Annotated in this window: 3 protein-coding genes; 1 reads left to right on the top strand and 2 read right to left on the bottom strand. The window is 66.9% G+C overall.

What is annotated here, in order from left to right; translation table 11 throughout:
* The coding region (locus RMO40_RS21375) for an FAD-binding domain-containing protein (protein ID WP_309725618.1) at positions 1–778 on the top strand (778 nt) is incomplete at its 5' end.
* 91 nt (positions 779–869) lie between these two features.
* Here the strand turns inward: RMO40_RS21375 and RMO40_RS21370 are convergent.
* The gene (locus RMO40_RS21370; RefSeq protein ID WP_309725617.1) at positions 870–1,901 is read right to left on the bottom strand and encodes a diguanylate cyclase; all 1,032 of its coding nucleotides are present in this window, start codon (positions 1,899–1,901) and stop codon (positions 870–872) included.
* A 34-nt stretch (positions 1,902–1,935) separates the two neighbouring features.
* On the bottom strand, positions 1,936–8,118 hold the full coding sequence (locus tag RMO40_RS21365) for an Hpt domain-containing protein (RefSeq protein WP_309725616.1): 6,183 nt from the start codon (positions 8,116–8,118) through the stop codon (positions 1,936–1,938).
* Between the last annotated feature and the right edge of the window lie 34 nt (positions 8,119–8,152).

The raw sequence follows: 8,152 nt of genomic DNA, 5'->3' as shown, positions 1-8,152 counted from the left end.
CGACCGTTATGACGAGGCGCGCAACTTCCCCGCGGTGAAAGGGCCCAGCTACCTGTCGACCCACCTGCGCTTTGGCACGGTGTCGATCCGCCAGCTGGCGCGCGAAGCGGAAAGCCGCATGCGCCATGGCTCAGCGGGGGCGGCGACCTGGCTTTCCGAACTGATCTGGCGCGACTTCTACCACCAGGTGCTGCACCACCGCCCGCAGGTGGTGGGCGCGAGTTTCAAGCCTGAGTACGACGCGATCCGCTGGGAACACGGCAAACACGCCGAGGCCTTGTTCGCCGCCTGGTGCGAAGGCCGCACCGGTTACCCCCTTGTTGACGCCGCGATGGCGCAGATCAACCAGAGCGGCTACATGCACAACCGCCTGCGCATGGTGGTGGCGAGTTTTCTGGTGAAAGACCTCGGCATCGATTGGCGCTGGGGCGAACGCTACTTCGCGGAGAAGCTCAACGACTACGACCTCGCCGCCAACAACGGTGGCTGGCAGTGGGCGGCCTCGACCGGCTGCGATGCGCAGCCCTACTTCCGCATCTTCAACCCGGTGAGCCAGAGCGAGAAGTTCGACGCGTCAGGCAAGTTCATCCGCCGTTACCTGCCGCAGCTCGCCGGGCTGTCAGACAAGGCGATTCATGCACCATGGCTGGCGCGGCCGATCGAGTTGATGGACGCCAAGTTGGTGTTGGACAAGAACTACCCAAGGCCGATCGTGATCCACGACGAGGCCAGGGAGAAAACACTCCAACGTTACGCGGTGGTCAAGCGAACAAAGTGAAGCGCCAGATGCTAGCCCCCCAGTCGCTTCGCTCCTGCCCCCACGGGGCGCCGCCTGGCGGCCCGGCAAAGCCGGTTCCGCGGGCGTTGCTTTAGAACAGCTCCACGTCGCCGATCTTCGATTCGTCGGCGAGGTCGCCGCGGGCGATGAGCTCTGCATGGCTCTGCACCTGGTTGCGGCCAGCCCCTTTGGCGAAGTACACCGCCTTGTCAGCCCGCTCGAAGGCGCCGCTCGGCGTGTCGCCAGGCAGCACCTCGGTGAAGCCGATGCTGATGGTGATCTGCCCGACCTGTGGGAAAGGGTAGCTGGCGGTGTTGCTGCGCATGCGCTCCAACGCCAGCGCGGCGTCTTGCTCGTTGGCGCAGCGCATCAGCACCACGAACTCTTCACCGCCAAAACGGTACAACCGGTCGTGAAAGCGGAAGCTGCTGCGCATCAGGCGCGACAGCAGCAGCAACACCTCGTCGCCGATCAGGTGGCCGTAGTTGTCGTTGACCGACTTGAAGTGGTCGATGTCGATCAGCCCCAGCCAGTGGCGGTGGCCGCTGGCCACATGGCGGCGGCCATCGGCGGTGAGCGGCGGCACGCCGGTCGGTTCGCTGGTCGCCTTGAGAAAACTCTCGTCGAAGGTCTTGCGGTTGAGCAAGCCGGTGAGGGTGTCGCGCTCGCTGTAATCGAGCAGCCCCTGGAAGTTGCGGTAGATGCGCAGGATGCTGCCCACCATGCGACGCGATTCGTCGGAGAGCGGCTGGATCGTCTCGATCTCCATCACCCCGACCACCTCACGGTCGGTGCTGACCGGAAACAGGCTCAGGCTGTGGCGCCCGGGCACAGTGACCACCGCCGCCTGGCCTTTCATCGCCTGCATGCGCTCGGGAAAAAGGGCAAGCGGTGGAAGGCTTTCCACATCGGCCCAGGCCGGGTCGGCCGTGGCCACCGCATCGTGCTCACCCAGGCGGGCCCGGGTGATCCATCGCTCGTTGCCGGCCTCGCCCACGGAGCGATAGATCGTGACCGTGCGTGGGCGCAGCATGTCGCGCAAGGCCCCCACCAGCGTCACGTCGAGGATGTCGCGGTCTCGAAAGCCGGTGAGCTCTGCGAGATGGTCAACCAGTTCGGACATGATGCGGGGGACGGAAGGGCAAGCCGGGCTTGCCCTAGGCCGTGACGGGTGCCGTGGTGTAACGGCTGATCAGGGCCAGCAGGTCTTCTTCCGAGTAAGGCTTGCCGAGGTAGTGGTCGACGCCCAGCTCTGCGGCGTAGTCACGGTGCTTCTGGGCGATGCGCGACGTGATCATGATGACCGGCAGGGCGCGCAGGCGAGAGTCACCGCGGATGTTGCGAACGAGATCGAAGCCGTCCATGCGAGGCATTTCAATGTCGCTCAACACCACCTGCGGCAGGTCTTCGGCCAGTCGTTCCAGCGCTTCGATACCGTCCTTGGCCAGGATCACGCGGTAGCCCTCGCGCACCAGCAGGCGCTGCGTGACGCGGCGCACCGTGAGCGAATCGTCGACCACCAGCACCAGAGGCGCAGCGCGGGCCGCAGCCTCTTCGGCTGTGGGCGTGACGGCTTCGACGGTGCCAGAACGCAGCGCCGCCACCGTGGCCGCACGCGCGCTTTCGCCGTACAGGGTGGCCAAGGCCACCGGGTTGTAGATCAGTGCCACGGCACCCGAGGCCAGCAGCGTCATGCCGGCCAGGCCCGGCAGGCGCGACAGTTGCGGCCCGAGGTTCTTGACCACCACTTCCTGCGTGCCCAGCACTTCGTCGACGTGCAGCGCAATGCGCTGCTGCGCGCTGCGCACCACGATGATCGGCCGCGTGCGGGTCACCACTTCCTGGCTGCGCGGGCCTTCTTGCAGCAGCGAGCCGAACCAGAAGAACAGCAGCGAGCGTTCGCCCAGCGGGTAGCTGCCGGTGGCGTAGGCTTCGTCGAGCTCCTTGGCGCTGGCGCGGCGCACGATCTCGATCAGCGTGGCCGGCAGGGCCACCACGGTCGAACCGCTGCGCACCATCACCACCTGCGTCACCGCCGTGGTCAATGGCAGCACCAGCTTGAAACTCGTGCCCTGGCCGGCGGCGGTGGCGGTTTCGATGCGGCCGCCCATGGCGTTCACTTCGGAGCGCACCACGTCCATGCCAACGCCACGGCCCGACAGCTCGGTCACGGTGTCGGCGGTCGAGAAGCCGGGGGTGAAGATGAGGTTGGCCAGGTCACCGGCGCTGTGCTGGACGCTGTCCTGGATGAGGCCCATGGCCACACCCTTGTCGTGGATGCGCTGCAGGTTGAGGCCGGCGCCATCGTCGCGGAACTCCACGCCGACTTCGTTGCCCTCCTGGTGCAGGGCGACGACGATGCTGCCGGTCGCTTCCTTGCCCGCCGCAGTGCGAACCTCTGGCGCCTCGATGCCGTGCGTCACGCAATTGCGCAACAAGTGCTCGAAGGCGGGTGTCATGCGGTCCAGCACGCCGCGGTCGATTTCGATCGAGCCGCCCACGATGTCAAGCCGCACCTGCTTGCCGGTTTCCTTGGCCGCTTGGCGCACCACCCGATAAAGGCGGTCGGAGGTGCTTTCGAATTCGACCATGCGGGTACGCAGCAGGTCATCTTGCAGGTCGCGCGTGAGGCGGGCCTGGGCGGCAAGTTCGTCTTCGGTCGTTTCCAGCGTGCGGGTCAGCGTGCGCTGCACAGTGGCCACGTCGTTCACCGACTCGGCCATCATGCGGGTCAGTTCCTGGAAGCGCGTGAATCGGTCGGACTCGAGCGGGTCGAAGGCCTCGTGCGCCTGTTTGGCCGCTTCCTGGCGCGAGATCATTTGCGTTTCGGCCTGGAACTCGATGTCGCGCAACTGCACGCGCAAGCGCTCCAGGTTGTCGGTCAGGTCGCCGAGCGAGCCGCGCATGTTGCCGACTTCGGATTCGATCCGCGAGCGTGTGATGCTCACCTCACCCGCTTGGTTGACCAGGCGCTCCAGCAAGGGGCCGCGCACCCGCACCGCCGCGTTGGACGCGCCAACGTTTCGATCGGCTGCGGTTTGGGCCGGCGCATCACCCTCTTTGGCGGCGAAACGCGACCAATCGACATCTCGCGACGGTGCAGCCGCGGCAGCAGCAACAGCAACGGCCACCGGGGCTTGCGCAGCCAGTACCGGCGCTGGTGCGGGCACCGCCACCGGCTCACTCACCTGAACCGGCGGCAAGGTCACCGCCACGGGTGGCAACACCGGGGCCACCACGGGCATGAGCGGTGGAGCCATGACCACGGGTTCGGGCGCCGAGAGCGCGGCATGCACGGAATCTTCAGCCTCGGCATAAGCCTGGGCATCACGCGAGCGCAGCGCCTCGAAGGTGGCGGAGAGGGCGTCGGAGCGAGACTGCAGCGCTTCCACATCGGCCGCGCTGGCGGCTGGCTGGGCCAGCAGGTGTTCGATCAGGGTTTCGAGCCGGTGGGCCATTTCGCCCAAGCGCATGGCACCCGCCAAACGGGCACCGCCCTTGAGCGTGTGCAGCGTGCGCATGCATGACGCCGCCGGGCCGTTGTCGGTCGGGCGACGCGCCCATTCACGCAGCTTGGAGTCGAGCTGCGGCAGCAGTTCTTCGGCCTCTTCCTCGAAGATCGGGAACAGCTCGGCGTCGACGGCGTCCACCGAATCGATGTCGTCTTCGCCGTCGAGTGCATCGGCACGAACCGGCGCAGCACGTGTGGCCTCGACGGGCAGGGGTGCAAAGGTCTTGAACTCGGCTTGGCCAAGCGAGCCGACATTGGTGTCGAGTCCGCCGAACGCGCTGTCGACGTGGGCCGCCAGGGCTTCGGAGTTGGCCACCAAAGGCGCCGGGCGCGACGAGCGAGCCAGAGGCTCGGCTGGCGGCGGCTCGACAAATTCGGGCTCTTCGAGCAGCACCGGGGGCGGTGGTGCTTCGGGTTCAGGGGCTTCGGCCGCATTGGCGGCTTCGAGCCGGCGGGCCGAGCTGATCTCGTGCTCGGCCAGGCGTTGCAGCAGCTCAGGCGACACCGGCTTCAGGAAGCCAGCGGCGAACTGATGCAGCAGGCGGCGAATCTCTTCGGCCGCATCGACAAACAAACGAGCCTCTTCGGGCGTGCCGTGGCCGATGGTGTGCGACCGTGTCAGCGCGTGCTCGACCAGGCGCGCCAGATGCGACAGGTCGCTGAAGCCCACAGTGGCTGAACTGCCCGCCAGCGAATGAGCCAGCGCGACCGGTACCTCGCCCACCGGACGGTACAGCTCCATGCCCCACTCGGCCACATCGGTGGTCAGGCGGCGCGAGAGTTCGTCGGCTTCGTTCAGGTAAATGTTGAACAGCGGGATGCTGATGCGCAGGTCGCCCACGATCTTGACTTGATCGTCGTCAGACGGCGCCGGGGCAACATCCGCAGCCTCCGGCGCGAGCTCGGGCTCGACCGGCGTGTCAGCAGCAAACAGTTTGTCGTCGAGATCGAGTTCGATCAGCTCCACAGACTCGGCGGTCGGCAATGGCTCGACCGGCGCGTGCACCTCGACCACGGTGGGTTGCTCGAATGCCTCGAGCAGCTCGTCGGCCTGCAGGTCAGTGGTCGGCGTGGGGGTCGCGGCCGCGGGGGCCGCGAGGGGTTTTGGGTCGTCGAACGAACCCAGATCAAGGTCGAACGACAGTTCGGGCAGTGGCTCGGCCGCTGGCGCCAAAGCAGGTGCCGGCGCGGGCGGGGGCGGCAGCACCAGGTCTTGCGCGCTCGGCAGATCGACCGGGAACGACAAGGACATCATCGGCAGATCGGCACCCGCCGACGGCACGATGGCCGGAACCGGCTGGCCGTTTGCGAGTGCATCGGCAGCAGCTTTTACCGGGGCGGCATTGAACGCGCCCGACTGCTGGATCGCAATGGCCTCGACCCAGTCGCTGAAGTAGCTGAGGGTGTTGTTGGAGAAGCCGAGCAGCGTCGGATCGGCGGCCTTTTGTTCGGCCAGCCAGCTGTTGTAAACCTGCTCGCAGACCCAACCGGCGTCGCCGAATTCTTTCAGCCCGACCATGCGCGAGCTGCCCTTGAGGGTGTGGAACGCCCGGCGCACCGTGGTCAGCTGCTCCAGGTTGGCCGGGGAGTTGGCCAACAGTGCCAAGGCCCCCTGGGCCGTTTCGATCACTTCGCGCGCTTCCTCGAGGAAGATCTCGCGCATTTCGGGGTCGTCACCGAGGTCGGTTGCCAGGCTGGTGGGCGTGGGAGACAAAGGGGGGGGAGGCGGTGGCGCCTTGGCGACCACGGGCTCCGGCTCCAGGCCCACCGGCTCACTCGCGGTGTGCACAAAATCGGCCAGGGCCTCCGACAACTGCTCGCGTGCAGCGGTGACTTCAGCCGGCCCGATGGCATGCTCGATGGCGTTTTGGGCCTGCGCCACGGCGGCCTGCAATTCAGGCTGTGCGGCGGCTTGTGCTTCGTGCGACAGGTGCTCGAGGTCACGAGACACTTCGTCGAGCGGCACACGGTCGCTCACGGCGGCGAAGGCCAGCGACTGCGCTTGTTCGATCAGGCGCGGCTCGATGGCCGGCACCACCAGGTTGGAGGCATTGCGTGCGGCGGCGCTGCGGCCCATCAGGGGGCTGAGCGTGCCGGCCTGCGGGTCATAGACGAACAGCGACTTGGCCACCTGCGGCTGCACGCTGAGCATGTCGATCAGGAAGCCCAGCGCACCGAGGTTGCTGGCAAGACGATCGAAGGTGCCCGACTGCACGACCAGTTGCGGGTCGACTTCGGTGTTGAGCAGGCCGTCGACGTCGTCGCGCATGCGCAGCACCGCGTGAGCGGCCTGATCCATGCCGAGCACCGACAACACACCGCGCATCGATGCCAGCAAGCCGGGCACCGGCGACAGCGCTTCGCGCTGAGCGGGGTTGCGGAAGAACTGGTCGATGTGCTTTTCAGCTTCAGACAGCGACGCACGCAGCTCCTGCACCACGCTGCCCATGGTCTGGCGGTCGGAGACGCGGCGGTACAGCTCCTCCATCCACGCTTCGAGCGGGTCGGGGGTATTGCCGGCGCGCACCGAGGTAATGCGGTTGGCCAGGCGTTTGACGCGTTGGGCTTCTTCGGGGTGGTCGAAATCGCCGTCTTCCAGCGAGGCTTCGAGGTACAGCACGCTGGTGGCCACTTCCATGGCCAGCGGGGGCTGTGGCGCAGCGCCAGTCTGCTGGGTCTGGGCCACGGCTTGGGCGAGCTCGTCGGCCAGCACCTCGCCACTGGGGTAAAGGCGCTTGAGCGAGTCGCCGACCAGCGAAAACTGCTCGGACAGGCCGCCCATGCGGTGCATTTCGCCGCCGGCAATGGCCGACCAGGCGTCTTTGGCGCTGGCCACGCGCTTGCGCGCCTGGGCGATCACGGCCGGGTCGAAGCGGCCCAGGCGGTTGACTTCGTAATCGGCCGGCGCGTGTTGGGCGAGCGAATAGGCTTGGCGGACCGCGGCCAGACGCGGTGCCTTGCGGCCATCGCCCGGCGAGGCGCTTTGAGCGCAGAAGAACAGCAGGTCTTGCGCCAGACGTTCGGAAACATCGGTCTCGCCACGCTGGAACACACGGAATTGGGCCAGCAGGCGTGAAGCCACCCGCTTGCTGAACAGGTCAGGCTTCAGAAAGCCATGCGCCTGACTTTCAAAGAAGGCCGCGGCCAGCTGCCACAGCGTGGCTGCCGGCATGCTCGGCGCGCCCGCGCCCAGGCTGGCGCAGATGTCGCTCATCGACAGCGCGGCCTGGGAGTTCTGGCCGCGCATCATCAGCAGCAGCTGCTTTTCCAATGCGGCACGGGCGGATTCGTCCACCGGATGCGCTGTGATGCCCTTTTCGGGCGCGAGCTCCAGCCAGCGCCAGTCATTGACCCAGAGGTCGGCCGGGTGAATGCGATCGGCACCCGCCAACGCCTGCACGGCCTGGTAACGCGGGAAAAGCCCCAGCGGCGACACCGGCTTGCCCGACAGCATGCGCTGCAGGAAGTCGAGCAAGGCAAACGAAGCCATCTCGATGGTGTCGACGTCGGCCACCGTCAGCTTGTCGGGTTTGGCGACAAAACGTTGCACCGCGGCTTCGCTGGCGCGCAGCACCACGGCCACGGCGGGCAGGCCGACCAACTCCAGTGCACCCACGCCCTGGTGGATCTGCTGTCGCGCGGTGCGCAGCACCGCCGGGTCGACAGCATCGACGTCGGAGCCGCTGACCGATTCGCTTTCTTTGACAAAGCGTCGCAAGGCCTTGTGGGCGTTGTCGAGCGAGCGGCGCAGCTCCTCGTGCACCCACGCCAACGCACTGAGGTCGTCGCTCATCTCGCTCATGGTGTCGCTCATCGCGGGGCTGTCCATCCGATGCCTTGTGTCGAGTCAGGGGCTGCGGCCA

The organism is Rhizobacter sp. (assembly GCF_031412075.1).
GTDB lineage: Bacteria > Pseudomonadota > Gammaproteobacteria > Burkholderiales > Burkholderiaceae_C > Rhizobacter.
This window is presented reverse-complemented; position numbering and strand designations above follow the sequence as displayed.

What these genes read in the sequence shown, in the direction of transcription:
- RMO40_RS21370 (WP_309725617.1), bottom strand. Translation starts at nt 1,901, where the DNA reads ATGTCCGAACTGGTTGACCATCTCGCAGAGCTCACCGGCTTTCGAGAC.
- RMO40_RS21365 (WP_309725616.1), bottom strand. Translation starts at nt 8,118, where the DNA reads ATGGACAGCCCCGCGATGAGCGACACCATGAGCGAGATGAGCGACGAC.